Origin of the sequence: Streptomyces sp. Y20, assembly GCF_043195475.1 — a bacterium.
Taxonomy (GTDB): domain Bacteria; phylum Actinomycetota; class Actinomycetes; order Streptomycetales; family Streptomycetaceae; genus Streptomyces.
On the sequence record NZ_JBIDDP010000001.1, the window covers coordinates 368627 to 391935 of the forward strand.

At 73.6% G+C, this 23309-nt stretch carries 22 protein-coding genes; 11 read left to right on the forward strand and 11 right to left on the reverse strand.

Annotation, left to right across the window (positions count from 1 at the left end; genetic code table 11):
* Positions 1-32: 32 nt before the first annotated feature.
* The 6 genes from ACGFT1_RS01740 (at position 33) to ACGFT1_RS01765 (ending at position 4747) form a co-directional block, all read left to right on the forward strand.
* Positions 33-836, forward strand: a complete 804-nt coding sequence (locus ACGFT1_RS01740; RefSeq protein ID WP_373907026.1) for an alpha/beta fold hydrolase — start codon at positions 33-35, stop codon at positions 834-836.
* Entirely contained in the window at positions 836-2125 is a 1290-nt protein-coding gene (locus ACGFT1_RS01745; RefSeq protein ID WP_373907027.1) for a PP2C family protein-serine/threonine phosphatase, read from the forward strand. Before ACGFT1_RS01740 ends, ACGFT1_RS01745 begins: the two co-directional genes overlap by 1 nt.
* Positions 2122-2490, forward strand: a complete 369-nt coding sequence (locus ACGFT1_RS01750; RefSeq protein ID WP_373907028.1) for an STAS domain-containing protein — start codon at positions 2122-2124, stop codon at positions 2488-2490. The genes ACGFT1_RS01745 and ACGFT1_RS01750 overlap by 4 nt, the downstream gene beginning before the upstream one ends.
* Positions 2491-2586: 96 nt before the next feature.
* A complete protein-coding gene (locus ACGFT1_RS01755) occupies positions 2587-3462 on the forward strand; it encodes an MEDS domain-containing protein (protein WP_373907029.1) in 876 nt (291 codons plus the stop codon).
* A complete protein-coding gene (locus tag ACGFT1_RS01760; RefSeq protein ID WP_373907030.1) occupies positions 3459-4412 on the forward strand; it encodes an anti-sigma factor RsbA family regulatory protein in 954 nt (317 codons plus the stop codon). Before ACGFT1_RS01755 ends, ACGFT1_RS01760 begins: the two co-directional genes overlap by 4 nt.
* Positions 4413-4540: 128 nt before the next feature.
* Entirely contained in the window at positions 4541-4747 is a 207-nt protein-coding gene (locus tag ACGFT1_RS01765) for a hypothetical protein (RefSeq protein WP_373907671.1), read from the forward strand.
* Positions 4748-4756: 9 nt separating this feature from the next.
* Here the strand turns inward: ACGFT1_RS01765 and ACGFT1_RS01770 are convergent, their stop codons facing one another.
* A complete protein-coding gene (locus tag ACGFT1_RS01770; protein WP_373907031.1) occupies positions 4757-5902 on the reverse strand; it encodes an RNA polymerase sigma factor in 1146 nt (381 codons plus the stop codon).
* Between the two features lie 7 nt (positions 5903-5909).
* Positions 5910-6317 carry a YciI family protein gene (locus ACGFT1_RS01775; protein ID WP_373907032.1) on the reverse strand — a complete coding sequence of 136 codons (408 nt, stop codon included), beginning with the start codon at positions 6315-6317 and terminating at the stop codon, positions 5910-5912.
* Positions 6318-6580: 263 nt separating this feature from the next.
* Between ACGFT1_RS01775 and ACGFT1_RS01780 the strand changes: the two genes are divergently transcribed.
* A complete protein-coding gene (locus tag ACGFT1_RS01780) occupies positions 6581-7426 on the forward strand; it encodes an RNA polymerase sigma factor SigF (RefSeq protein WP_373907033.1) in 846 nt (281 codons plus the stop codon).
* A 107-nt stretch (positions 7427-7533) separates the two neighbouring features.
* Here ACGFT1_RS01780 and ACGFT1_RS01785 read toward each other — a convergent pair whose 3' ends face one another.
* The 4 genes from ACGFT1_RS01785 to ACGFT1_RS01800 form a co-directional block, all read right to left on the reverse strand.
* Positions 7534-8772 (reverse strand): PP2C family protein-serine/threonine phosphatase, encoded by a 1239-nt coding sequence (locus tag ACGFT1_RS01785; RefSeq protein WP_373907638.1) that lies wholly within the window; start codon positions 8770-8772, stop codon positions 7534-7536.
* 393 nt (positions 8773-9165) lie between these two features.
* On the reverse strand, positions 9166-9492 hold the full coding sequence (locus tag ACGFT1_RS01790; RefSeq protein ID WP_373907034.1) for an STAS domain-containing protein: 327 nt from the start codon (positions 9490-9492) through the stop codon (positions 9166-9168).
* A 574-nt stretch (positions 9493-10066) separates the two neighbouring features.
* Positions 10067-10759 carry a helix-turn-helix domain-containing protein gene (locus tag ACGFT1_RS01795; protein WP_373907035.1) on the reverse strand — a complete coding sequence of 231 codons (693 nt, stop codon included), beginning with the start codon at positions 10757-10759 and terminating at the stop codon, positions 10067-10069.
* Positions 10760-10927: 168 nt separating this feature from the next.
* Positions 10928-11794 carry a universal stress protein gene (locus ACGFT1_RS01800; protein WP_373907639.1) on the reverse strand — a complete coding sequence of 289 codons (867 nt, stop codon included), beginning with the start codon at positions 11792-11794 and terminating at the stop codon, positions 10928-10930.
* Positions 11795-12112: 318 nt separating this feature from the next.
* Between ACGFT1_RS01800 and ACGFT1_RS01805 the strand changes: the two genes are divergently transcribed.
* Positions 12113-12574 carry a Crp/Fnr family transcriptional regulator gene (locus ACGFT1_RS01805; protein WP_373907036.1) on the forward strand — a complete coding sequence of 154 codons (462 nt, stop codon included), beginning with the start codon at positions 12113-12115 and terminating at the stop codon, positions 12572-12574.
* 33 nt (positions 12575-12607) lie between these two features.
* Here ACGFT1_RS01805 and ACGFT1_RS01810 read toward each other — a convergent pair whose 3' ends face one another.
* The gene (locus ACGFT1_RS01810) at positions 12608-13495 is read right to left on the reverse strand and encodes a universal stress protein (RefSeq protein ID WP_373907640.1); all 888 of its coding nucleotides are present in this window, start codon (positions 13493-13495) and stop codon (positions 12608-12610) included.
* 353 nt (positions 13496-13848) lie between these two features.
* Between ACGFT1_RS01810 and ACGFT1_RS01815 the strand changes: the two genes are divergently transcribed.
* Positions 13849-15837 carry a PAS domain S-box protein gene (locus tag ACGFT1_RS01815; RefSeq protein ID WP_373907037.1) on the forward strand — a complete coding sequence of 663 codons (1989 nt, stop codon included), beginning with the start codon at positions 13849-13851 and terminating at the stop codon, positions 15835-15837.
* Here the strand turns inward: ACGFT1_RS01815 and ACGFT1_RS01820 are convergent.
* Positions 15834-17606, reverse strand: coding sequence for a GAF domain-containing protein (locus ACGFT1_RS01820; RefSeq protein ID WP_373907038.1), 1773 nt, complete (start codon positions 17604-17606; stop codon positions 15834-15836). The genes ACGFT1_RS01815 and ACGFT1_RS01820 overlap by 4 nt on opposite strands.
* A 180-nt stretch (positions 17607-17786) precedes the next feature.
* On the opposite strand from ACGFT1_RS01820, the gene ACGFT1_RS01825 reads away from it, so the two are divergent.
* Positions 17787-18200 (forward strand): pyridoxamine 5'-phosphate oxidase family protein, encoded by a 414-nt coding sequence (locus ACGFT1_RS01825; protein ID WP_373907039.1) that lies wholly within the window; start codon positions 17787-17789, stop codon positions 18198-18200.
* A 39-nt stretch (positions 18201-18239) separates the two neighbouring features.
* Here the strand turns inward: ACGFT1_RS01825 and ACGFT1_RS01830 are convergent, their stop codons facing one another.
* From ACGFT1_RS01830 to ACGFT1_RS01840, 3 genes are all read right to left on the reverse strand, one after another.
* A complete protein-coding gene (locus ACGFT1_RS01830; RefSeq protein WP_373907040.1) occupies positions 18240-18929 on the reverse strand; it encodes a response regulator in 690 nt (229 codons plus the stop codon).
* A 167-nt stretch (positions 18930-19096) separates the two neighbouring features.
* Positions 19097-21481 (reverse strand): phosphoketolase, encoded by a 2385-nt coding sequence (locus tag ACGFT1_RS01835; protein WP_373907041.1) that lies wholly within the window; start codon positions 21479-21481, stop codon positions 19097-19099.
* Positions 21482-21875: 394 nt separating this feature from the next.
* Positions 21876-22403: a winged helix-turn-helix transcriptional regulator gene (locus ACGFT1_RS01840; protein ID WP_373907042.1), complete on the reverse strand. Its 528-nt coding sequence runs from the start codon at positions 22401-22403 to the stop codon at positions 21876-21878.
* A gap of 101 nt (positions 22404-22504) precedes the next feature.
* Here ACGFT1_RS01840 and ACGFT1_RS01845 point away from each other — a divergent pair, with 101 nt between their 5' ends.
* A complete protein-coding gene (locus ACGFT1_RS01845) occupies positions 22505-23305 on the forward strand; it encodes a crotonase/enoyl-CoA hydratase family protein (protein WP_373907043.1) in 801 nt (266 codons plus the stop codon).
* Positions 23306-23309: the final 4 nt, after the last annotated feature.

The window sequence follows — 23309 nt, forward strand, 5'->3', positions numbered from 1 at the left end:
TGAAGGCCGTCGCGGCCTGCGACACTGATGGTATGGATATCGGTCGCAGGAACAACGTCACCATCACCGGCAACCCGCAGGGGCCGACGGTGGTGCTGGCTCACGGGTTCGGCTGTGACCAGAACATGTGGCGGCTCACGGTGGCCGCCCTCGCCGGCGACTACCGGGTGGTCCTGTTCGACTACGTCGGCTCGGGCCGCTCGGACGCCTCCGCCTTCTCGGAGGAGCGTTACGCCTCACTGGACGGGTACGCCCGGGACGTGGTGGAGGTGTGCGAGGAGCTCGATCTGCGCGACGCGGTGTTCGTGGGCCACTCGGTCAGCGCGATGATCGGGGTCCTGGCCGCCGCAGCGGCTCCGGAGCGCATCGGGGCGCTGGTCATGGTCGCGCCGTCCCCGCGGTACATCGACGACGAGGGGTACCGGGGCGGCTTCAGCGCCCCGGACATCGACGAGCTGCTGGCGTCCCTGGAGTCGAACTACCTGGGCTGGTCGGCGGCGATGGCACCGGTGATCATGGGCAACGCGGACCGGCCCGAACTGGGTGAGGAGCTGAAGAACAGCTTCTGCGCCACCGACCCGGACATCGCGCGCGCCTTCGCCCGGACCACGTTCCTGTCGGACTCGCGGGACGACCTGAAGAGTGTGCAGGTGCCGACGCTGGTGCTGGAGTGCACCCAGGACGTCATCGCTCCCCGCGAGGTCGGCGCCTTCGTCCACCAGGCGATTCCCGGTTCGACGCTCGTCACCCTCGACGCGACCGGGCACTGCCCGCAGCTGTCGGCGCCCCAGGCCACCAACGAAGCGATCACCGGCTTCCTGGCGGGCCTGCGGTGATGTGCCGCACCGGGCAGCAGCCCGACCCCTACGAAGCCGGTGCCCGGAAGACTTCGGACGCCGCCTTCGCCGCCCTGCTGGAGGACAGCGCCGAGGAACTGTACGAGAACGCGCCCTGCGGTTACCTGTCCACGCTGATGGACGGCACCATCGCGAAGATCAACGCCACGCTGCTGGACTGGCTCGGCCTGGAGCGGGAGGCGGTGGTGGGCCGGATGCGGTTCACCGACCTGCTGACCGTGGGGGGCAAGCTGTACCACGAGACGCACTTCGCGCCACTGCTGCGGATGCAGGGTGAGATCAGCGGCATCGCCCTGGAGATCAAGCAGGCCGACGGCGGCCGGATCCCGGTGCTGGTCTCCTCCCTGGTCAAGCACGGCAGCACGGGCCAGCCGCTGCTGATCCGCACCACCGTCTTCGACGCCCGCGACCGCCGCGCCTACGAGCAGGAACTCCTGCGCGGCCGGAAGGTCGCCGAGGAAGCGCGCAAGCAGGCGGAGGCAGACAGGGCCCGGCTCCAGGACGCGCTCGCCGTGCTCCAGCAGTCCCTGCTGCCCGACGCGCTGCCGCCGGTGCCCGGCATGGAGACGGCCGCCCACTACCACACCGCGTCCCCCGACCGGCTCGGCGGCGACTTCTACGACGTCTTCCCCACCGGCGGCAAACGCTTCGCCTTCTTCCTCGGCGACGTGTGCGGCAAAGGGCCCCAGGCCGCCGCGGTGACCTCACTGACCCGCTACACCCTGCGTGCCGCCGCCCTGCACGACGCCGACCCCGTCGCCGCCCTGTCGACCCTCAACCAGGTGCTCCACGAGCGCTACTCCGGCAGCGGCGACCCGCGCTACTGCACCGCCGTCTTCGGCACGCTCGAACCCGACCCCACGACCGGCCGGGTCACCGTCCGGCTGGCCTCCGGCGGCCATCCGCCGGTCGTCGTCCTGCGCGCCGACGGCACCGCCGAGTTCCTGCCCACCCCGGGCGGCCTCCTCGTCGGCATCCTGCCCGACGCGCGCTTCGTCACCGCCTCCACCGCCCTGGCCCCCGGTGACACCCTCCTGCTCTACACCGACGGCCTCACCGAAGCCCGTACCGGCGAGGACCGCACCGGCCTGTACGGGGACGAGGCCCTGCTCGCCTTCGCCGCCGGCCAGGCGGGAAAGTCCCCGCAAGCCGTCATCCAAGCCCTGGCCGCACTGCTGGACAGCTTCGGCGACGGCCTCGACGACGACACCGCCCTGCTCGCCCTCGGCGTCTCCGCCCCCGACCGCTGGACCGATGACCGACGATGAGCCCGCTGAAGATCATCGTCCGACAGACCCCGACCGGTCCCGTTCTGGAGATCAGTGGCGACCTGGACTACGGCACCGCCACCGAGCTGCGTGAACTGCTCCCCGCCCTCGCCCTGCCGGCAGGCCGGCGCCTCGTGCTGGACCTGGCCGGCATGACGTTCTGCGACTCCAGCGGCATCACCGCCCTGATCGCCGCCCACCACCACGCCGTCGCCGCCGGCGCGGACATGGCGCTCGCCGCCGTACCCGCCCACACGCTGCGCATCCTGCGCATCGTCGGCCTCGACCAGGTCTTCCCGCTCCTGCCCGGCAAGGACACGGGCACCGGCAGCAGCAACGGCAGCGAGAACGCCGCCCTGTCCTGACCGGAGCGGAACGGAAACGGAACGGTGGAGACTCTGCGGTAGTCTGGTGAATCTGTGTGGCGGATCCGGTCGCACCGGGAGGGGCAGGGTGGTCCGATGTACGCCACGTCCATGAGCGCCGGCGGTGAGAGCGCGGCGGACCGGCATGCCGCCGTGGCGTACTCGACCGATGCGGAATGGGCCGGCCATCTCGCCGGCTTCGTCCGGGCCGGATTCGACCGGGGCGAACAGGTCCGCTACTTCGCGGATGCCACCGCGCCCGATCTGGTGACGCGCACGCTCGTCGACCGGGGCGTCGACGCTCCCTCCGCCGTACGAAGTGGACAGCTCGTGGTGATCACCGCCGCCGAGACCTATCTGGCCGGGGACCGTTTCGACCCGGAGGCGATGATCGGTGTGTGGCGGCAGGCGGTGCAGGCGGCCGCGGCACAGGGATACCGGGGGCTGCGGGCGATCGGCGAGATGTCCTGGGGCACCCGGGAGATAGCCGGCGCCGAGCGTCTGCTGGAGTACGAGCTGCGGATCCACCACGAGGTCTTCGAGCAGCTGCCCCTGCGGGCCTGCTGCTTCTACGACCGGCGCCTGGTGCCCCCCGAGGACCTGGCGGCGCTGTCGGCGGCACACCTGGCGCGGTCGGGCCCCGCCGGGTGCCCGGGCGGCGAGCCGGGACTGGCGGTCGCGCCGCTGGCCGGACCGGCCGGATTCCGGCTGTCGGGGTCGGCCGGCTGGGAGAACCGGCGCGTGATCGCCTCGGCGGCGGCGGCGCTCTCCGCGTCCCCGGCCGAAGACGTCACGCTGGACCTGTCGGGCCTCGACCACCTGGACGTCGCGGCGCTGGCGGACATCGCCCAGGCGGCGCTGCGGCGCCCCTCTGACACACCCGTGCGCATCCTCGGGGCGCCGCCCGCGCTCCACCGCATGCTGGAACTCTTTCCGGAGCTGGGCGCCGGCATAGAGACGGCAGGCCGATGACCACCTACACGCGAGCGTCCGCCGAGCCGGGGCAGTACGCGGACTTCCACCATCCGGCGCTCTTCTACGCCACGGAGGACGACTACCTGAAGGGCGTCGGGGGCTTCGTCCGCGCGGAGGCGCTGCGGGGCCGCCCCCAGCTTGTCGCCGTGCCCGGCACACGCCTGAGTCTCCTCCGGGACGTCCTCGGCGCGGAGGCCGGGGACGTCACCTGGGTCGACATGCGGCAGGCCGGACGCAACCCCGGGCGCATCCTGTCGATGCTCCAGGAGTTCGCCGACCGGCACGCGGACCGGCACCCGTCCATCGTGGGCGAGCCGATCTGGCCGGGCCGCACCCCCGCGGAGGCACGCGAGGCCACCCGCCACGAGGCCCTGATCAACCTGGCGTTCGCCGGCCGCCCCGCGACCATCCTGTGCCCCTACGACACCGCGCTGCCCGAGACGGTCCTGGCACAGGCCTACCGGACTCACCCGGTCATCGGTGGCCCCGGCGACTACCGGCACAGTCCGCAGCACGTGGACGCGCACGAGGTGGGCCGCGACTGCGACACACCGCTGCCCGAACCGGCGGACGCGGTCGTGCTGCGCTTCGAGGAGCGGGATCTCGGGAGCGTGCGCGACGCCGCCGCGGGCTGGGCCGAGGCGGCGGGCCTGTCACCGCGGCGCCGTACGGACTGGTTGCTCGCCGTCAACGAGGCCACGGGCAACTCGGTGCGCCACGGCGGAGGACAGGGCACCCTGCGGCTGTGGCGCTGGGACGGCACACTGATCGCCGAGACTCAGGACCGCGGCCGGCTCACGGATCCCCTCGTCGGCCGGCGCCGCCCCGATCCGCTCTCCCCCGCCGGCGGCCGGGGCGTGTGGATGATGCACCAGCTCTGTGACCTGGTGGAGATCCGGGCCCTGCCCACCGGCCTGACCGTGCGCCTGCACGTGACGGTGGACTGACCGGCGAAGCCCGCCCGGCACCCCGGCGGCCCGGCTCGCCCCGCGCCTGCGGGTACCTGAGCACGGCCAGCCCCCGCCGGTGGCCCTGCAGGTCCCGTTCCGGACCCGGCTTCGTGGAGACGTCGCACATGCGTCTGGACCGTCTTGCCGCCGACTGCCAGGTGCCGGGTGATCGACTCGTTGGAGAGCGGATCCCGGAGGCGGCCCGGATCCCCTCCACACACATCGCCGACCGCGGCGACGGCGCCCGGCAGTACAGGTCCGGCTCGGGCGACATCCACGCCCGCGAGAGCAGCCACTGGGATGTCCCGTACCACGACTGCGGGGGCTGCTGACGGGTCTCGTCAGCGGGGCCGGCGGGCGTTGAGCCGGGCGGCCTGACGGGTCAGGTGGTCGCGCTCGGCGAGGTTGGCTGCCCGGCGGGCCGCCTCGGCGTACAGGCGGGCCGCCGTCGTCAGGTCGCCGTCGCGCTCGTGGAGGTAGGCCGCCACCGCGGTGTGGCGGGGCAGCGAGTCGTCCAGCGCCGCGAGTGCCGCCAGGCCGGCGCGCGGTCCGTCGGCCTCGCCGACGGCCACCGCGCGGTTGAGCCGGACGATCGGGCTGTCCGTGAGGCGCGTCAGCTCGTCGTACCACTCCACGATCTGCACCCAGTCGGTCTCCCCGGCGGTGGGCGCGTCGGCGTGGAGTGCCGCGATGGCGGCCTGGGCCTGGAACTCGCCCAGCCGGTCCCGGGCGAGGGCCGCCTGAAGGAGGGCGACGCCCTCGGCGATCGACGCGGTGTCCCACCGGCCGCGGTCCTGCTCGGCGAGCGGTACCAGGCTGCCGTCGGGGGTGGTCCGGGTGGCGCGGCGGGCGTGGTGGAGCAGCATGAGGGCGAGCAGCCCCGCCACCTCGGGGTGGTCGATCACGGCCGCGAGCTGCCGGGTGAGCCGGATGGCCTCGGCGGAGAGGTCGACGTCACCGGAGTAGCCCTCGTTGAAGACCAGGTAGAGGACGCGCAGCACGGTGGCGACGTCACCGGGCCGGTCGAACCGCACACCCGAGACGGTGCGCTTGGCCCGGCTGATCCGCTGCCCCATCGTCGCCTCGGGCACCAGGTAGGCGTCGGCGATCTGGCGGGTGGTGAGCCCGCCGACGGCGCGCAGCGTGAGCGCGACCGCGGACGCCGGCGTCAGCGACGGATGGGCGCACAGGAAGTAGAGCTGGAGGGTGTCGTCCGTCGCGGGCGCGGGCCCGGGCGCCGGCTCCTCGTCGACGCGGTCCTCCCGCCGGCGGCGGGCGGCGTCCGCCCGGGTCGCGTCGAGGAACCGGCGCCAGGCCACGGTGATCAGCCAGCCCTTCGCGTCCCGCGGCGGGTCGGCCGGCCAGGCGCGGACCGCCTCGACCAGCGCGTCCTGTACGGCGTCCTCGGCCGCCGCGAAGTCGGCACCGCGGCGGACGAGGGCGGTGAGCACGCTCGGCGTGAGGCTCCGGAGCAGGGCCTCGTTCATCGAGAGGTCACTCCGTGATGGTGGGCGGCGCGGCCAGGAACGGGCGCAGCTCGATCCACTCGTGGATCGGCTTCCCGTCCGCCCCGGGGGCGGCCGACAGCTCCCCCGCCAGCTCGACGGCGCGCTCGTGGCTGTCGACGTCGATCATCATCCAGCCGGCGATCAGATCCTTGGTCTCGGCGAACGGCCCGTCGGTGACCGGCGGCCGCCCCTCACCGTCGTACCGGACGAAGGTCCCCTCGGGGGCGAGCGCCTGGGCGTCGACGAACTCGCCGGTCCCCTCCAGCCGGGCAGCGAAGTCCTGCATGTAGCGGATGTGCGCCGTGACCTCCTCGGGCGTCCACTGGTGCATCGGGACGTTGTTCATCGGAGCGGGAGCGCCGCGGTAGTGCTTGAGCAGCAGGTACTTGGCCATCGTGTCTCTCCTCGGTGTGCCGACGCGACCCATTGTGGTCACATCCACCCCGGGGACGGAGCCGGCCGGGGGTTCTCGACATCGCCGCGAGAAAACCTTTTCCGGGCTCCGCGGCCGGGCGCCGCGGTCCTCGCCGCGGGCCCCGGTTCCGGAAATTGGTGCGGATGGCGTGCATGGGTGCAGGATGAGGGGGTAAGCGCTGCGCCGACGGCCGCTCCAGGCGGGCGGCAGCGATGGGATCCGATTGTGGGAGGGGAAACAGTATGGCGCTCACGAGCGTGACGGCGACGGACCTACGGACAGCCGGGGTGCCGGAGGTCGCCGACCCCTCCAAGGTGGCGCCGAAGGACGCCCGCGAGCTGTCGCGGCTGTTCTTCGAGCAGTTGGCGGTGCTGGAAGAGGGCACCCCCGCGTACAGCTACGCCCGCAACACGCTGATCGAGATGAACATGTCCCTGGTCCGCTTCGCGGCCGGCCGGTTCCGCAGCCGTGGGCCGGAGGAGATGGAGGACATCGTCCAGGTCGGCATGATCGGACTGATCAAGGCGATCGACCGGTTCGAGCTGTCGCGGGAGGCGGAGTTCACCTCCTTCGCCATCCCTTACATCGTGGGTGAGATCAAGCGGTTCTTCCGTGACACCACGTGGGCCGTGCACGTGCCGAGGCGCCTTCAGGAGGCCCGGGTCCAGCTGGCCCGCGCCACCGAGGAACTCCGCAGCCGGCTGGGCCGCACCCCGACGGTCGGCGAACTGTCGGAGCTGCTGAGCCTGCCCGAGGACGAGGTGCGCGAGGCCCGCCTCGCCGCCAACGGCTACAACTCCTCCTCCCTCGACGCCGCGCTCGGCTCCAGCGAGGACGGTGAGACCGCGCTCCAGGACTTCATCGGCACCGAGGACGCGGCCCTGGAGCTGGTGGAGGACTTCCACGCGCTGGCCCCGCTGATCGCCGAACTGAACGAGCGTGACCGGCAGATCATCCACATGCGGTTCGTGGAGGAACTCACGCAGGCCCAGATCGGCGAACGCCTGGGCGTGTCGCAGATGCACGTCTCCCGGCTGCTGTCCCGCACCCTCGCCCGCCTGCGCGAGGGCATGCTCACCAGCAACTGACATATACCCGTCCGCTCCCCCGTACGAAGCCCGCCGTCCCCGCGGCGGGCTTCGCCGTGTGTGCCCGGGCTTCGCCGTGTGTGCCACGCCGGTGCCCTCGCCGCTCCTCAGCCCGGACCGTAGGGGCCGGGGATGCCGGCGAGGGGCGCGGCGCGGGGCAGGTGGGAGCCGGGGCCCAGCCATTCGCACACCAGGATGCTGGCGTCGTCGCGCAGGTGGTCGTCGTGATGCCGCAGGACGGCGCGCATGAGCCGGCGCAGGGTTTCCGGGACGGGCAGGTGGTCGGCGTGGTGGCGGATGAGGAAGTCGGTGAACCGGCTGAGGCCGAACTCCCGGCCGTCGGCGGTGCGTGCCTCGGTGATGCCGTCGGTGTAGAGGACGAGCCGGTCACCGGGCTGGAGCTGCTCGTGGCATACGGTGGTGGGCAGGTGCAGGTTGGTGCCCATGGGGTGGGTGGGCGGGCACCTCAGGAGGGTGCTCCAGCGGCCGCCGCGGATGAGGATCGGTGGCTGGTGACCGTGGTTGGTCCAGCTCAGCATGCCGGTGGAGGTGTTCAGGTCGGCGAGGACGCCGGTCACGTACCGGCTGGAGCCGAACTGCCCCAGGAGCACCTGCTCGATGCCGTTGCCCAGGTCGGGCAGGCGCGTACCCTGCCGGCGCTGGTTGCGGCAGGCGCCCACGGCGAGGTTGGCGGTGAGACCGGCCGCGGTGTCGTGGCCCATGGCGTCGAACATCGACAGGTGTACGACGTCGTCGGCGGTGGCGTAGTCGTAGGCGTCGCCGCTGACCTCGTACGCGGGTTCCATGACCGCGCTGACGACGACCCGGCCGTCGGCGTAGGTGCGCGGCGGCATCAGCGTCCACTGCATCTCCGCGGCGACGTTCATCGGCTTGACACGGGCCAGCCGGGCGTACGAGTCACTGACGTCCCGGTGGCCGGCGACGAGTATCGCGACCAGGGACGCCAGGGCGTACATGTCGCGTCGTACCCGCGCGTCGTCCGCCGCGGAGGTCAGGTGCAGCACGCCGAGCCGCTCGCTCCCGTCCAGCAGCGGTACCCACCATCCGTGCACCCCGGGCCGGGCGCCGCCGGCGGCCACGATCTCCCCGTGCATGTAGGCGCGGCCGGCGAGGGTGCCCTCCACGGTCAGCTCGCCGGTGTCCTCGGGCGCGCCCCGCGCGGCGTCCCCTCCGTTGCCGGTGAGCAGGCGCAGGACGTCGCGCTGGAGGTCGCCCAGGTAGATCCGTACGTCGCCGAACCCGGCCCTGGCGGCGTGGTCGACCACGCGGGAGGGCAGGCGTTCGAACGGCATCAGGTGGCTCTCGGCCAGCAGGCCCGCCAGCATGCCCTGCACCGCCTCGTCCCGATCCGGCACGACGGCCCCCCTTTCCGTACGGCGGGCGGCGGGTGCCCGCCGCTTCCGCATCCTCGCCCTCTCCAGTACCCCCGGCCTGCGGGGGCAACATGCCGGTTGCGCGCGCACCCTCGTCCGGCCCACGTCCGGGGGAACGAGGTGTGTCGTACGGAACACCGGGCAGCACGGGCGGGCGCGGCGGACGGCGGGAAGGGACCGGGATGGGCGCGGTTCCGCTTCGGTGGCACGCGGCCGGCTGGACACGGACGTGCGGACCGCCTTACGGCGGCGCGGAGACGGGCGGCCGGCAGGTGCGGCGACGGGGGGCCTCGTACGGGCGACGGACTCCGATGACGCGTCGCCGGGCCGCTGGGCGACGCGCGGTCAGTGCCCCGAGCCGGCGAGGCTGTCGGCGGCCTCGGTGATGTCGAAGAGCGGGTACGCCCCGGTCAGGCGCAGCAGAGCGCAGGGCTGGTCCTGCACACCGGTCAGGGCCAGGCGGCCACCGTCGGCGCGGAGACGGCGCCGCAGGGTCAGCAGCAGGTTGAGCCCCATGGAGTCCATGAAGGATATGCCGGACAGATCGAGGCGCAGCGAGACGTTGCCGGCGGGCAGCGCCATGGTGGCTTCCTCCACCTGCGGGCAGGTGCTCATGTCCATCTCGCCGGTCACGGCGATGACGGTCTCTTCGGGGTATTGGGCTACTGTCACGGTGAATTCGGGCATGGATCGTCCCCAGTTCCGGGATCGAGCCTCTCACGGCTGCCGCCCGAGGGCGGGCCGTCAAGCGCGCGGCGTCGGGCCACGCACAGCCGAGCAAGACCACCCGTACCGTTCTCCGGTCACCGGGGTGGGATGGCCTGGAGACAGCGCGGGGTCTCTCACGAGACCAGGCTGGCTCATCGCAGCGTCGCACACACCCCCCTGATGTGACCAGCCCGCCCCGGGCCCTCGGGCCCGGCCGCGACCAGGATCACCCGGGGCCGGGCAAACCGCGCGCCAGTGTGACGATCATGTCGGACTGGGGGCGCGGCCGGCTTCGGCGGCGGGCGTCGAGGCCGTGGCCGGGTTGCGGGCCGACCGGAGCGGCTCGGGCAGGGACGACGAGCAGCGGGCCGGCAGCGGCCGCGGAGCGGGTTCACGCCCGCGCACACCTGCGTGATCGAGGTGGGCGGCGTGCGAGGGTCCGACCCCACGGGGATCGCGGCGCACGGGGTGCCGCTTTCCGTGATCCAGCACCCTGGAAGGGAGGGCCACCGGTGCCCGGCCGAGGCGCCGGGCGGGCTCACTGCACGTCGATGCGGCGGCCGGTCAGAGCGGTGATGCCGATGCGTACCCACGCGTCACGCTCCCCGCCGGCCCAGGGCGTGGTCCAGGCGCGCTCGGCGAGGCGTCGTACGGCGTCGGGATCGGTCACCGCCTCCGCGGGTCCCCGTACCACGACGCTCCAGCCCTGACTGAGGGCGTCGTCCACGCGGTCGACCTCGAAGGCCACCTCACGGCCGAGTGCCTGGAGGGAGAGCGTTCCCGGCTGGGTCCTGAAGACGACGGCGTCGTCGACGATGCTGTAGTTGACGGGGACGACGAGCGGGGCGGCCTCGGTGGAGACCGCGATCCTTCCCACACCGTGCGTCGACAGCAGCCGACGGCACTCCTGCTCGTCCAGTGCGCTCAGCCGGGGGGCGCGGGCGGCGTGGCCGATGCCCGCCGGCAGGCCGGCGTGTCCGCCGCCGAGTTCCGCGAGGCTGGTACCCAGCGCCCCGGCCAGCCGGATGAGGGTACCGGCCTCCGGTGCCGCGGTGCTGTGCCTCTCCAGGTGCGCGAGGTAACTCGGGGCCATGGCCGCCCGCAGGGCCAGCTCCTCCTGGGTCAGGCCCAGCTCTGTCCGCCGTCGCTCGATGCGTCGTCCGAGGTCGCCCTGCGGGGGACCGTCCGCCGCCGTCGACGGGGTCTGTTCCGGTGCTCCCTGTTCCGCCATCGTCCTTCACTCCCCGGTCCGCCGACCCACCTTCCGGTGTCCCTCGGCCCACTCGCCCGCTTCCGCTGTCGCCCCGCCTGTCCACCATGACCGATTCCGGCGCGCCCGGCTCGGTCAGCCACTCCCCGCCCCTTGGTCGGCGTACCGTCCCCGCCGCCACCGGCCGGGTCACCTCCGCCGGGGTACGACCGCCACCGGGCACCGGGCGTGGTGCAGCAGGGTGTGCGCCACCCGGCCGAGCTGGAGCCCGCGGTGGTCCTCGCGCCGGTGGGCACCGATGACGACGAGGTCGGCGGCGGCCGAACGGTCCACCAGCACCTTCCGGGCCGCTCCCTGCGGTGTGGAGCGCCGCACACGGACCGCCGGCCGGCCGGCGGTCGCGTCGCGCAGCACGGCGTCGAGCAGGACGGCGGCCTCCTCACCGTGCCGGTGCGCGAGGTCCCCGGTGACCCGGTCAGGGCCGGCGGGGCAGCGCCAGGCCCGTACGACGTCGAGGACACAGCCGCGCGCCTCCGCCTCCTGGACGGCGAAGCGCGCGGCCTCGCCGCCGGTGGCCGGTTCCCCGGCGCCCAGCAGAACACGTTCATGGTCGCCGGCGAGGCCGGCCCGGTCCCCGCGGACGACGACGACCGGGCAGTGGGCGCGGGCGGCCACGGCAAGACCGACCGAGCCGAGGAGCAGCCCCTTGATCCCGCCCCGTCCGCGTGCTCCGGTCACCACGGCGAAGGCCTCGTCGCCTTCACGCAGCAGGGCGTCCACCGGTTCCTCGGGGAGGACGGCGGTGGCGGTCCTGACGTCCGGGCCGCGCAGCCTGGCCCGCTCCACCGCGGAGGCGACGACGTGCTCGGCCATCATCTGCTCCGACGGGCGGTCCGGACTGTCCGGCGGCAGGACACCCTCGTAGCGCTCCCAGAGGCAGGCGTACACCAGCCGCAGCTCCCGTCCGTGGCGGGCGGCCTCGTCCACCGCCCAGTCGACCGCCGTCAGGCTGGACGCCGATCCGTCCACGCCCACGACGAGGGGCAGTTCCGTCATCGGGTTCACCGCCTTCCTCCGGGCCGGCATGCCGGCGGTCCGGGACCTGCCGTCCCACCGTGACACGCGCCGCGGCCCGCCGCGAAGGGCCGGTCCGCCCCCTCCACGGGACCTTCGGCCCGGACCGGGCGGACCATGCTCGGCCGGCACGCTCGCCGGGCCGCACCGGTACGGCCCCCTCGTACGCAGGGCCGGTCGGCCCTGCGTGGGGGGCCGGGCGGCCAGTGGTGCCCGGCACCGGCCGCGCGGAAGCTGGAAGGCAGCAGCGTCACTGCGCCCCGCCGGCCGGCAGCGGCGGGAACGAAAGGAGCCGGAGTCATGACCTCCACCACCCTGGCCGCGGCCCTCCCGGTGGGCCACCGGGAGCGGCTGATGAACCTCGCCCGCGAGGTGTCCTTTCCGGTGAGTACGCGCCTGTTCGAGGAAGGGCGGCGGGCCGACCGGTTCTGGATCATCCGCACCGGAACCGTCGCCCTGGACCTGCATGTGCCCGGCCGCCGCGCCGCCGTGATCGAGACCCTCGGCTACGGCGAACTCGTCGGCTGGTCCTGGCACTTCGCTCCGTACATCTGGCAGCTGGGCGCCGAGACCACCAGTCCGGTGCGCGCCTACGAGTTCGACGCGCAGGCCGTGCGGGACCTGTGCGCGCGTGACGCCGAGATCGGCCGCGCGGTCGCCGTGTGGGTCGGCCGTGTGGTGGCCCACCGCCTCCAGGCCGCCCGCATCCGCCTCCTGGACCTCTACGCCCCGTACGGCAGTGGCAGCGGCAGCCGTTCGTGACCGTGCGCCGCCCGGCCCTGTCAGGCCCCGCGGTCAGCGGCCCCGTCGGCCGGCGGGGCCGGCTGCCCGCGGGCGTCCAGCCCTACGGTCACCCGTGCGGGACGGCGGCGACCGGTGCGGTGGCGCGGTGCAGGCGTGGGCGATCGGGCCGACGCGCAGGCCCAGCGGGGCCGGGCGCGTGCGGGGCCCGCGACGACCGGGGGCGCCTCGTGCGAGGCGTCGACCGGACGCACGGACGAGCTTCCGGCCCCGCAGGCCTCGCCGACCGCCGCGGAGGGGTATTCCCCGCCAGGGCCGCAGCGCCTCGGACAGCGCGGCCGTCTCCTGCCGTGCGACCTCCCGTTCGAACGCCGGGTCGACGGCCAGTCCGTAGACAGACGTAGTACGGAGGTGCGGCCCAGGCGCGCACGGCCCGCACGGCCCGCACGGCCGTCCCGCGCCGGGCGGCCTCCCCGAAGGCGAACGCGGGAACCGTGTCGTCCGGGGCGGTGATGTGCACGCCGAGCACGACGGACCGGTAGGGCGTCGCGGCGGACGGTACCCCGGCGGGGTCCTGCTTCGTGTTCGTCGGCGGCCTGTCCCCCGCCCGCCCCGTACGAGCACCACGGGGCGCCGGGCGTGTGCGGCGACCGTCAGGCCGACGGAGCCCACCAGGAAGCCCCCGACACCGCCGTCGCTCCGGGGACCGGGCACCATCGGCTCGGCCCCGCCGGCCACCGCCGTGAATACCTCGCCGGGGCTGCCTGCGCGCTGCCCGGCGACGACCTCCACCGCGGGGTGCCGCAGCCGCAGGCCCTCGGCCGTCTCCTCCGGAACGCGCTCGGTCCACCGCTGGTGCGTCTTCGCGCCCGGCAGCGGGGCCCGCGCCATGGGGGCCACCGGCTCCCACACGCGCACCAGCCGCAGCGGCAGCGCGCGCAGCCGCGCTTCGCGGTCCGCCCACTCGGCGGCGGTCCGGCTCTCCTGCGGACCGTCGAGGCCCGCGCGGTGACGGTGCGGGACGTGGGGTCCGCCTCCTGATGTCGGGACCCTCTCAGCCTCGCGGCCCGCGGCGGGGCGGGGGCAGGGTCCGCAGGTCTACGTGTGAGGCCGACCGGCCCTACGGCACGGCCACCACATGACCGGCTGTGATCAGACAGGGGCGGACAACGGACAATTTCGCCACTGCTCGAAGCGTTCCGCGCACCGTCCGGACAGGGCGCGACAAGTCACGGCCGTCGTGCCCCGCATGCGCTGGGATGGCCGCAGCATCACGAACGAACTGGCGGGTACGTATGAACACTTTCGTGTACGGGCCGGCGCACTCCGCGGCGCCTGCGGTCCCCGGGCAGTGCCGGTGCGGTGCCGACGTGCGGCAGGGCGGTCCGTCGGCGGCCGAGGAGCGGTTCCGCGGGCTGCTGGAGGCGGCGCCGGACGCCATGGTCATCGTCGACGACACCGGCACCATCAGGCTGGTCAATGCCCAGACGGAGGCCCTGTTCGGCTACCGGCGCGAGGAACTGCTGGGCCGGCCCGTGGAGTTGCTGGTCCCGCACCGCTTCCGGAGCCATCACACCCGTCACCGCGACGGTTACGCCGCCAACCGCCAGGTGCGTCCCATGGGGGCCGGGCTGGAACTGCACGGACTGCGCAAGGACGGCAGCGAGTTCCCCGTGGAGATCAGCCTCAGCCCGATGGAGACGGCGGACGGACTGCTGGTGTCGGCCGCCGTGCGCGACGTCAGCGACCGCAAGGCGGCCGAGGCCCGCATCAACGAACTCGCCGCGCTCGTCGAGTCCTCCCAGGACGCGATCCTCGCCAAGACCCTCGACGGCTACATCACCTACTGGAACGCCGCCGCGACACGGCTGTACGGCTACACCGCCCAGGAGGCGATCGGCCGGCACGTATCGCTGCTCGCCCCGGCCGAGATGCAGGACGACATCCGGGCCCTGCTGGAACGGCTCCGCGAGGGCGAGAAGGTCGAGCACTTCGAGGCCCTGCGGGTCACCAGGGGCGGGGCGCTGCTGGACGTGGACGTCACGCTGTGGCCGACCCGGGACAGCTGCGGGAAGGTCGTCAGCGCCTGTGCCATCGTGCGGGACATCAGCGACCGCAAGCGCGCGGAGGCCGAACTCACGGCCCTGCTGGAGCAACAGCGGCACATCGCCCTCACGTTGCAGCGCAGTCTCATGGGGACGCCGCCCGCCATCCCCGGCCTGGCCACCGCCAGCCGCTACCGGCCCGCGACGCAGGGCGCCGGCGTCGGCGGTGACTGGTTCGACCTCATACCGCTGGGCGCGGGGCGGGTCGGGGTCCTCATCGGCGACGTGATGGGCCGCGGGCTGGAGGCGGCTGCCGTGATGGGCCAGCTGCGCTCGGCCGCGCACGCGCTCGCCAAGACGGGCATGCAGCCCCGCCAGCTGATGCAGGCTCTCGACACGGTCGTCACGGACCTGGACGTGCCGGACCAGCTGGTCACCTGCTGCTATCTGATCATCGCCCCGGACGCCGGTACCGTGACGGTGTGTTCCGCCGGGCATCTGCCGACCCTCGTCATCGGCCCCCGGGACGGCGTCCGCGCGCTTCCTGCCCCGGTCAACGCCCCGCTCGGCGTCGGCGACGTCCTCTACGAGCAGTCCCGCACCGACATGACGCCCGGCGCCACGCTCGTGCTGTACACCGACGGCCTGATCGAGACGCCCGACAGTGACATCGAAGCGCGCCTCGACGAACTCACCGCCGTCCTCGACGCCTTCTTCCTCCGGGCGGACGGGCTGGAGGCCGCCGCCGACCACGTGCTGGCCACGCTGCTGCCCGACGCGGAGGGCCACAACGACGACGTGACGCTCCTGCTGACCCAGCTCCCGGCCGCCCCCCTGGCCGCCGTGACCACCGAGCTGCCCGCCACCGCGTCCTCCGTCCCCGAGGGCCGCGCCTTCCTCCGGCGGACGCTGGCCTCGTGGGAGTGCGCGGCACCGGCCGACGACGCCCTCCTGCTGCTGTCCGAGACCCTCACCAACGCCGTGCAGCACGCCGCGGGCCCGCTGGGGCTCCGTCTGTGCCACACCTCCACCGATCTCACCGTGGAGGTCAGCGACCACAGCCCGCAGCTTCCCCAGCCCCGCCACGCGGCCGAGGACGAGCAGTCCGGCCGGGGCCTCCTGCTGGTCCGCACGCTCGCCCACAGCTGGGGGGTGCGGCCGACCGACGAGGGCAAGACGACCTGGTTCACGCTGAAACTCTGGGCCGGGTCCGGCCGTACGCCGCAGACCGCGGGCTAACCGCGTGGGGCCGGCGGCGTCCGCTTCAGGGGCGCGTGCCACACCAGCCGGGTGCCCCCGTCCCGCGGACGGACGAGTTCCAGGTCCCCGCCGAGGCCCTGGGCCCGCTCCGTCATGTTGCGCAGACCGCTGCGGCGGCCCCCGGCCGGGACGCCGACGCCGTTGTCGGTGACGGTGAGCCGCACCTCGTTCCCGTCGGTCTCCAGCACCACGTCCGCGCGGTCGGCGTGCGCGTGGCGGGCGATGTTGGTCAGGGACTCGGACAGGACGGCCACGACGTGGTCGGCGACCTCGGGCGGTACCCGGGTGTCGAGCAGGCCCTCCATCCGGACACTGGGCGCGAAGCCCAGCACCGGTGCCGCCTCGCCGGCCACCCGTACCGCACGGGCCCGCAGCCCGCAGACCTCGTCGGCGTCATGGGTGCGCAGACCGAAGATCGTCGATCTGATGATCTTGATGGTCTCGTCGAGGTCGTCCACGGCGCGCAGCACCCGCTCCGAGGCCTGGGTGTGCTCGATGAACCGGCCCGCGCTCTGGAGCGTCATGCCGGTGGCGAAGAGCCGCTGGATGGCCAGGTCGTGCAGGTCCCGGGCGATCCGGTCGCGGTCCTCCAGCAGCGCGATCTGTTCGGCGTCCCGGCGGCGCTCTGCGAGTTCCATGGCGAGGGCGGCCTGCGCGGCGAACCCCTTCAGCGGCACGGTCTCCTTGTCGGAGAACTCTCCGGCACCCGCCCGGCGGGCCAGCAGGACGACCCCCCGCACGCGGTCCTCACGGCCGATCGGCACGGCCACGGCCGGGCCCAGACCGGCGAACCGCGCCGGGCCCGCGCTGATCCGCTCGTCGTGCGCGACGTCCGGGCTGCTCACGGACGCGCCGAGGGCGAAGGCCGCTCCGGTGAGGGTGCCCTCCACGGGGAGCAGGAGGCCACGGTGGGCCTGCGCCTCCCGGCCGATGGCCAGCTCCACCGCGAGGGTGCCGGTGCCGGGCACGGGGATGGCCAGCGTGGCGAGGGCCGCGCCGGTGATGTCCCGGGCCCGCTCGGCGATCAGCCCCAGCACCTCGTGCTGGTCGGCGCCGGACATCAGACTGCTGGTGATCTCCGCGCTCGCCGCCAGCCAGCGCTCCCGCAGCCTGGACTCCTCGTACAGGCGGGCGTTGTCGATCGCCACGCCCGCCGCCACGGCCAGCGTGGACAGCAGCGACTCGTCGTCCTCGTCGAACTGCCGTCCGCCGCGCTTCTCGGTCAGGTAGAGGTTGCCGAAGACCTGGTCCCGCACGCGGATCGGGACGCCGAGGAAGCTGTTCATCGGCGGATGGCCGGGCGGGAAGCCGTACGACGCCGCGTGCTCGGAGAGCTTCGACAGCCGCAGGGGCTCGGGGTGGCGGATGAGTTCGCCGAGGATGCCGTGGCCCTCCGGGTACGGGCCGATGCGGGCGATCTCCTGCGCGCCGATCCCGACCGTGATGAACGCCGACAGCCGTCTGCCGTCCGAGCCGATCACGCCGAGCGCCGCGTACTCGGCGTCGACCAGGGCCGCCGCCGCCTCCACGATGCCGCGCAGCGCCTGCTCCAGGTCCAGTTCGCGGCCGACGGAGAGCACGGCCTCCAGCAGGCTGTGCACCCGGTCCTGGGTGCCGCGGGCCGCGTCGAGGCGGGCCTGCAACTCGGCCAGCAGCTCGTCCAGCCCGAGCTGCGGCAACCGCACCCCTGCCGCGCGCGCCTCCTCGGAGCTTCCCACTGCTTCCTCCCAGCCCCCCGTGCCCCGCATACGGTGACCCCGCCCCCTGCCACGGTAGCCGGGCCCCGCGAGGGGGACGATACGGGATCACGGCGGACGGCGGCACGGCGATCGGACCCGGGTGTCCTCCGCCGCCCCGGCCCGCTTCCCGGGGGCAAGGGGGCCGGTCGGCCCTACCCCTGCCGGGGGCCCCGCGCAGACGATGGTGCAGTGCTTCACGACGGCGACTTCCCCGAACTCGGCAGGCAAGCCTGCCTGTCGCTGCTGGGCAGGGTCCCCGTCGGCCGCGTCGTGTACACCAGGCAGGCGCTCCCGGCCGTACTGCCGGTCAATTTCCGCCTCGACGGGGACGCCTCCGTGGTGCTGGGGACCTCGGCGGGCTCGGACCTGGTCCGCGCGGTGGACGGCGCCGTGGTCGCTTTCGAGGCGGACGAGTTCGACGCGGTGACCCACTCCGGCTGGAGTGTGGTCGTGACCGGCCGGGCCACACTCGTGACGGATTCCGCCGAGCACGAACGTCTCGCGCGGTGCGGCCCCGACTCCTGGCTGCCCGTCCGGGACCGGGTGTTCGTACGGATCGCCTCCGAGATGGTCACGGGGCGCCGGCTGCCGGGCGGCGGGTGAGCGGGCGGGGGCCGGGGAGCGGTCGAGCGGCGGCGGCGCTCAGCGTCCCCGGGTGTGCGGGCGGTCCTGCGCCTGGGTGGCGATGACGGCGGCCTGGACACGCCGTTCGACACCGAGCTTGGCGAGCAGGCGCGAGATGTGGTTCTTCACGGTCTTCTCGGCCAGGTACAGCCGTTGGCCGATCTGCCGGTTGGTGAGGCCCTCGCCGATGAGCGCCAGGATCTCCCGCTCCCGCTCGGTGAGTCCGGGCAGCGCCTCGGGTTCGGCCGCCCGCTGCCCGCCGCGCAGCCTGGCCATGATCCGCGTGGTGGCGCTCGGGTCCAGCAGGGACTGCCCGCGGGCCACCGTCCGCACGGCCGACACCAGGTCCGAGCCCCGGATCTGCTTGAGGACGTACCCGGACGCGCCCGCCATGATCGAGTCCAGGAGCGCCTCCTCGTCGTCGAAGGAGGTCAGCATCAGACAGGCCAGGCCGGGCAGGTGCGAGCGCAGCTCCCGGCACACGGTGATCCCGTCGCCGTCCGGCAGGCGGACGTCGAGGACCGCCACGTCGGGCCGGAGGGCGGGGACGCGGGCCAGGGCCTGCCCGGCGGTGGCCGCCTCGCCGACCACCGTGATGTCCGGCTCGTCGTCCAGCAGGTCATGCACCCCGCGCCGTACCACCTCGTGGTCGTCGAGGAGGAACACCCGGATCGGGTGGTCGGGTCCGGCCGGCTCGTGCTCCGCCATCGCTCGCTCCTTGTGACGTGTGCGGTCCTCCCCGCCGATCCTCCCCCCGCCGCGGGTCCGGTGACCAGGGTCGGCCGGCCCCGCTTCGGCCACCCGGCCGCCGGCGGCGCGGGAAACCCGGCCCTGGAAGTGGCCCGGTGCCGGGTGCTCCCGCCCGGCCCGACCGTTCAGTCGTCCCAGGACCAGTCGGCCACCTCGGGCAGGTCCGTACCGTGCTCGCGGATCCACACGTGGTGCCGTTGCCGGGTGTCCTCCATGAGCTGACGCAGGGCGGCGGCCCGCACCGCCAGGCCGGGGACGCGGTCGATGACGTCCATGACGAGGCGGTAGCGGTCGAGGTCGTTGCGGACCACCATGTCGAACGGTGTCGTCGTGGTGCCGATCTCCTTGTAGCCGCGTACGTGCAGGTGCGGGTGGCCGGTGCGGCGGTAGGCGAGGCGGTGGATCAGCCAGGGGTAGCCGTGGTACGCGAAGATCACCGGCTTGTCCGTGGTGAACAGTCCGTCGTACTCGAAGTCCCCCATGCCGTGCGGGTGTTCCCCGGCCGGCAGCAACCGGGCGATGTCGACGACGTTCACCACCCGCACCCTCACCTCCGGCAGGTGGCGGCGCAGCAACCGGGCGGCGGCCAGGATCTCCTGGGTGGGTACGTCGCCCGCGCAGGCCAGCACCACGTCCGGTTCACGCGTGCCGTCCTCGGTGCCGGCCCACTGCCAGATGCCGGCGCCGCGGGCGCAGTGGACCTTCGCCTCCTCCATCGACAGCCAGTCGAAGCAGGGCTGTTTGCCGGCGACGATCACGTTGACGTAGTCGCGGCTGCGCAGGGCGTGGTCGGCGACGGACAGCAGGGTGTTGGCGTCCGGCGGCAGATAGACCCGCACCACGTCCGGGCTCTTGTTGAGGACATGGTCGACGAACCCGGGGTCCTGATGGGAGAAGCCGTTGTGGTCCTGCCGCCACACGTGGGAGGTGAGCAGGTAGTTGAGGGAGGCGACGGGAGCCCGCCAGGACAGGCGGCGGGTGGTGCGCAGCCATTTGATGTGCTGGTTGACCATCGAGTCGACGATGTGGGCGAACGCCTCGTAACAGGAGAACATCCCGTGGCGGCCGGTGAGGAGGTAACCCTCCAGCCAGCCCTGGCAGGTGTGTTCGGAGAGGATCTCCATCACGCGGCCGTGCGGGTCGAGGTGCTCGTCCACCGGCAGGGTCTCGGCCTGCCAGGCCTTGCCGCTGGCCGTGTAGACCGCCTGGAGCCGGTTGGAGGCGGTCTCGTCGGGGCCGACCAGGCGGAAGTCGCGCCGGCCGGTGGTGGCGGCCATGACGTCCTGGAGCATGTCGCCGAGGACGCGGGTCGGCTCGTGCATGCTCGCGCCCGGCTTGTCGACCTCGACGGCGTACTTGCCCAGTGGCGGGAGGGGCAGTTCGCGCAGCAGGAGGCCGCCGTTGGCGTGCGGTGTGGCGCCGAGCCGCCGGGTTCCGTGCGGGACGCAGGCCAGCACGTCCGCGCGCGGAGCGCCGTCCTCGTCGAACAGTTCCCCGGGCCGGTAGGAGCGCATCCACCGCTCCAGCTGCCGCAGGTGCTCGGGGTTGTCCCGTACGGCGGAGAGCGGCACCTGGTGGGCGCGCCAGGTGCCCTCGACCGGCAGCCCGTCGACCTCGGCGGGGCCGGTCCAGCCCTTGGGGGTGCGCAGGACGATCACCGGCCAGCGGGGCCGGTCGGTGGCGCCGTCCTCGCGGGCGGCGCGCTGGAGGGCGGTGATGCGGTCGACGGCGGTGTCCATGGCATCGGCCATCGCGCGGTGGACGGCCGCCGGGTCGTCGCCGCTGACGTGGATCGGGTCGTGGCCGTAGCCCTTGAGGAGGTCGTCGAGTTCCGATCCGGGCAGCCGCGACAGCACCGTCGGGTTGGCGATCTTGTAGCCGTTCAGGTGCAGGACCGGCAGCACGGCACCGTCGTGGACCGGGTCGAGGAACTTGTTCGAGTGCCACGAGGCGGCCAGCGGGCCGGTCTCCGCCTCGCCGTCGCCGATCACACAGGTGACCAGCAGGTCCGGGTTGTCGAGGGCGGCGCCGTAGGCGTGCGAGAGGGAGTAGCCGAGTTCCCCGCCCTCGTGGATCGAGCCCGGGGTCTCGGGGGCGACATGGCTCGGGACTCCGCCGGGGAAGGAGAACTGCCGGAACAGCCGGGCCATGCCGGCCGCGTCCCGGGTGATGTCCGGGTAGGTCTCGGTGTACGAGCCCTCCAGCCAGGAGTTGGCCAGGACGGCCGGGCCGCCGTGGCCGGGCCCCCAGATGCAGACGGCGTTCAGGTCGCGGCCTTTGATGACGCGGTTGAGGTGGGTGTGGACCAGGTTCAGGCCGGGTGAGGTGCCCCAGTGGCCGAGCAGGCGCGGCTTGATGTGTTCCGGACGCAGGGGTTCGGTCAGCAGCGGGTTGGCCAGGAGGTAGATCTGGCCCACGGCGAGATAGTTCGCGGCGCGCCAGTGAGCGTCCAGGGTGGCGAGCTCCTCGTCCGTGAGTTCGGCGGGCACCTGCTGCGTGTCGACGGACATCTGGGTCCTTCCCCGGGTCGGGAGGCGGTCGGTGGGTGACGACGCGTGCCGGAGGCACAGCACCCCACCCTCCGGCGGCCCGGCGGGTACCCGGAAGGGCCGTCCGGCCCACGTCCCTGGGCCGAACCGTCCCTGCCGGGGGCGTTCACGGCGCTGCGTCCACCCCGTAGAGCGTCCGCCCTCCGGCCGGTCCGCGCCCGGTGACCAGCTCCGGATGGGCGCGCGCCGGCACCTCCTCGGGGGACGGTGCCCACGAGCGCGGGCCGATCGGAACCGGCACCTGCCGGCACCGCATCGCACGCCGACCGGGACCGCCCGCTCCCGGCACCGCACCGCGGGCCGAGGGCCGCAGGTCCCGGCACCGCGGCGCACCGCGCGAGGAGCCCGTCGAGCGTCACCGGCCGGCGGCCGCCTCCGGGTTGCCGTTCCGCTCGAACCGGGCGCGCACCCCGGGGCCGTCGAGCAGCCGGGCCGGGTAGCCGGGGCCGGTGCGCACGTCGACGTCCTCGTGGCGCAGCGGCTCACCGCAGGAGGAGCAGACCACCTGGGCGTGGGTGTCGTGGTCGCAGGCCGTGTGCCGCATGAGCACCGGCGCCCCGGAGTCGTCGGCCAGCCACCGGTCGCCCCAGGCGTTGAGTGCGGCAAGGACACCGAAGAAGTCGCGGCCCCTGTCCGTCAGGAGGTACGCGTGGCGGACGGGGTCGGTCTGGTAGGCGCGCCGGTGCAGCAGGCCCGCGTCCTCCAGGCGGCGCAGCCGGTCGGTGAGGGTGTTGCGGGCGATGCCGAGACTGGTGATGAAGCCGTCGAAGCGTGACTCGCCGTAGAAGACCTCGCGCAGCACGAGCAGGGTCCAGCCGTCGCCCAGGACGTCCACGGTCCGGGCGATCGAGCAGGGCCAGTTGTCGAAGGAGGTCCGCCTCATGCCTTTCAGCCTATCAGTCTCATCATGAGATGGACTTGTCCATGGCGCGCGCGTCGATTACGTTCCAGTAAGTCTCATCACGCAACTGACGAGGAGAGCCGATGGATTCCGCATCTGCCGATGCCGCCGCGGTCACCGTGGAACGGGACGGGCACGTGCTGCTCATGGGCCTGAACCGCCCGGCGAGGCGCAACGCCTTCACCCGGGCCATGCTCGCCGGGCTGTCGGCCGCGTACGGCCTCCTGGAATCCGACGACGACCTGTGGTGCGGGGTCCTCTTCGCCCACGGCGACCACTTCACGGGCGGCCTGGACATGGTCGACGTCGGCGCCGAACTGGCCTCCGGAAAGTTCGACGCGCCCGAGGGCGGCCGGGACCCCTGGCGGCTGGACGGGACCTGGTCCAAGCCCGTCGTCGCCGCCGCGCAGGGCTGGGTGATGACCCTGGGCATCGAGCTGCTGCTGGCCGCCGACATCCGGGTGGCCGCCCGGGACGCCCGCTTCGCCCAGTACGAGATCCGCCGCGGGATCTACCCCTTCGGCGGCGCCACCCTCCGCTTCCCCCGCGAAGCCGGCTGGGGCAACGCCATGCGCTGGATCCTCACCGGCGAGGAGTTCGACGCCGCCGAGGCCCACCGCATCGGTCTGGTGCAGGAGGTCGTGGCCGACGGACCGGCCGCCGTCGAGCGGGCGACCCGGATCGCCCGGGTCATCGCCGAGAAGTCGGCCCCTCTGGGAGTGCGGACCGTCCTGCGGTCCGCGCACCTGGCCCACGAGCAGGGCGACGGCGCCGCGATCGAGCGGCTGCGCCCCGACATCGCACGGCTGCTGTCGACCGCCGACGGAGCCGAGGGGATCCGCTCCTTCGTCGAACGCCGCGACGCCGTCTTCACCGGCCACTGACCGT

Excerpts from the sequence above, each read along its gene's own strand:
- ACGFT1_RS01845 (WP_373907043.1), top strand. The coding sequence starts at position 22,505 with ATGGATTCCGCATCTGCCGATGCCGCCGCGGTCACCGTGGAACGGGAC.
- ACGFT1_RS01840 (WP_373907042.1), bottom strand. The coding sequence starts at position 22,403 with ATGAGGCGGACCTCCTTCGACAACTGGCCCTGCTCGATCGCCCGGACC.
- ACGFT1_RS01780 (WP_373907033.1), top strand. The coding sequence starts at position 6,581 with ATGGCGCTCACGAGCGTGACGGCGACGGACCTACGGACAGCCGGGGTG.
- ACGFT1_RS01755 (WP_373907029.1), top strand. The coding sequence starts at position 2,587 with ATGTACGCCACGTCCATGAGCGCCGGCGGTGAGAGCGCGGCGGACCGG.
- ACGFT1_RS01835 (WP_373907041.1), bottom strand. The coding sequence starts at position 21,481 with ATGTCCGTCGACACGCAGCAGGTGCCCGCCGAACTCACGGACGAGGAG.
- ACGFT1_RS01795 (WP_373907035.1), bottom strand. The coding sequence starts at position 10,759 with ATGGCGGAACAGGGAGCACCGGAACAGACCCCGTCGACGGCGGCGGAC.
- ACGFT1_RS01830 (WP_373907040.1), bottom strand. The coding sequence starts at position 18,929 with ATGGCGGAGCACGAGCCGGCCGGACCCGACCACCCGATCCGGGTGTTC.
- ACGFT1_RS01785 (WP_373907638.1), bottom strand. The coding sequence starts at position 8,772 with ATGCTGGCGGGCCTGCTGGCCGAGAGCCACCTGATGCCGTTCGAACGC.
- ACGFT1_RS01800 (WP_373907639.1), bottom strand. The coding sequence starts at position 11,794 with ATGACGGAACTGCCCCTCGTCGTGGGCGTGGACGGATCGGCGTCCAGC.
- ACGFT1_RS01765 (WP_373907671.1), top strand. The coding sequence starts at position 4,541 with ATGCGTCTGGACCGTCTTGCCGCCGACTGCCAGGTGCCGGGTGATCGA.
- ACGFT1_RS01805 (WP_373907036.1), top strand. The coding sequence starts at position 12,113 with ATGACCTCCACCACCCTGGCCGCGGCCCTCCCGGTGGGCCACCGGGAG.
- ACGFT1_RS01745 (WP_373907027.1), top strand. The coding sequence starts at position 836 with ATGTGCCGCACCGGGCAGCAGCCCGACCCCTACGAAGCCGGTGCCCGG.
- ACGFT1_RS01760 (WP_373907030.1), top strand. The coding sequence starts at position 3,459 with ATGACCACCTACACGCGAGCGTCCGCCGAGCCGGGGCAGTACGCGGAC.
- ACGFT1_RS01750 (WP_373907028.1), top strand. The coding sequence starts at position 2,122 with ATGAGCCCGCTGAAGATCATCGTCCGACAGACCCCGACCGGTCCCGTT.
- ACGFT1_RS01775 (WP_373907032.1), bottom strand. The coding sequence starts at position 6,317 with ATGGCCAAGTACCTGCTGCTCAAGCACTACCGCGGCGCTCCCGCTCCG.
- ACGFT1_RS01820 (WP_373907038.1), bottom strand. The coding sequence starts at position 17,606 with ATGCGGGGCACGGGGGGCTGGGAGGAAGCAGTGGGAAGCTCCGAGGAG.
- ACGFT1_RS01770 (WP_373907031.1), bottom strand. The coding sequence starts at position 5,902 with ATGAACGAGGCCCTGCTCCGGAGCCTCACGCCGAGCGTGCTCACCGCC.
- ACGFT1_RS01815 (WP_373907037.1), top strand. The coding sequence starts at position 13,849 with ATGAACACTTTCGTGTACGGGCCGGCGCACTCCGCGGCGCCTGCGGTC.
- ACGFT1_RS01740 (WP_373907026.1), top strand. The coding sequence starts at position 33 with ATGGATATCGGTCGCAGGAACAACGTCACCATCACCGGCAACCCGCAG.